Source organism: Leeuwenhoekiella sp. CH_XMU1409-2 (genome assembly GCF_037029365.1).
Taxonomy (GTDB): Bacteria; Bacteroidota; Bacteroidia; order Flavobacteriales; family Flavobacteriaceae; genus Leeuwenhoekiella; species Leeuwenhoekiella blandensis.
Genome location: NZ_JAYMEI010000043.1, coordinates 1 through 1,226, shown reverse-complemented (window position 1 = coordinate 1,226; position 1,226 = coordinate 1). Strand labels below are relative to the sequence as shown.

The window sequence follows — 1,226 nt, the reverse complement described above, 5'->3', positions numbered from 1 at the left end:
ACTGTCACTTCGATTTCTATGACAATTCCAAGCGGTTTTTATAATTTGTTTGATTTTTAATTAATGCCATAGCGATGTGTATTAACTTGTTCCTGACCGCATTTAAAACACTCATTTTATTTTTACCTTCCTCAACTTTTCTTAGGTAATAGGCCTGTAAATCATTTTTCATTCTTACCGCTCGCATAGCGGCCATCTGAAGTACGGACTTTAAGGCCATATCTGCCATTTTTGATACCCTTGGTTTGGTTTTCAGACTAGTGCCGCTCTGTTGCTCAAAGGGTACTACTCCTGCAAAGCACGCCAGTTTCCTAGGATCTGTTAAACGTTGGAAGCCTTCCGTTTTGATGGTGATCATCCAAGCGGTAACATCGCCTATGCCTGGAACTGTCTTAATCCTTTTGACCTGTGCTCCTAAAGCTGGTTCCGATTTAATTTCAGCTCGTATCAAAGTCTCTATTTCTTTGATATGTCGATCCAGTTCATTGATTGCCTTTTGGTTGATCTTGATTAGTTTTCTGGTACTGCTGTTAAAAGCAATATCTCTCAAATCGGTCATTTGCTGTTTGATCCCTTTGCGCTGCTTAATTTTTGATTTACGTTGGCCCATTAATATTTTTAAAGATTTGACAGCTTCACTACAAGGTTCCCAGCATTCAAAATCTTGATGATTCCTTTCTATAAAAAAAGCTATTCTCTTGGCATCCACCTTGTCATTTTTACCACGAACAAGACCAATACTTCTTTTGATATGCTTGGGGTCTAAAACATACACATTAAAATCAAAGCTTTCCAACACCTGGTAGAGATTATAGTTATAATATCCAGTATTCTCCATAGCTATAAAAACCTTAACATTCATTTTAACTAGAGTTTTCAGTAGCTTACGGATGTTTCTAATCTTATTATCAATCTTTTGAAAGCTTATCCCATTTGAAGATTTAATACAAAAATCTAACGTGTTTTTACTAATGTCGATACCTACATAAATACTTTTCATAAATTTGTGATACTTTGTAGATAAGAGGGATTTCATCAATAACTCAACTCCTTAATAATGGGCTTAGATCCCGAATTTCTATTAGAGATTGTTGATGAAAGCCTGAACTTAGGTCTGAATCGAAGGATGAACTAATTTGTTCTGAGCGCCTTTAGTGTACCTAAGTTCAGCTCTCTTTTCTTGGTTTATACTACTCTAAAAATAACAATACAAGTCTAAAGGAGTG

General features: G+C 35.7%; 1 protein-coding gene. It reads right to left on the bottom strand.

All coding sequences use genetic code 11. The annotated features are described in order from the left end of the window. Positions 1 to 16: 16 nt before the first annotated feature. A complete protein-coding gene (locus WA338_RS18775; RefSeq protein ID WP_336094550.1) occupies positions 17 to 1,000 on the bottom strand; it encodes an IS110 family transposase in 984 nt (327 codons plus the stop codon). Positions 1,001 to 1,226 lie beyond the last annotated feature (226 nt).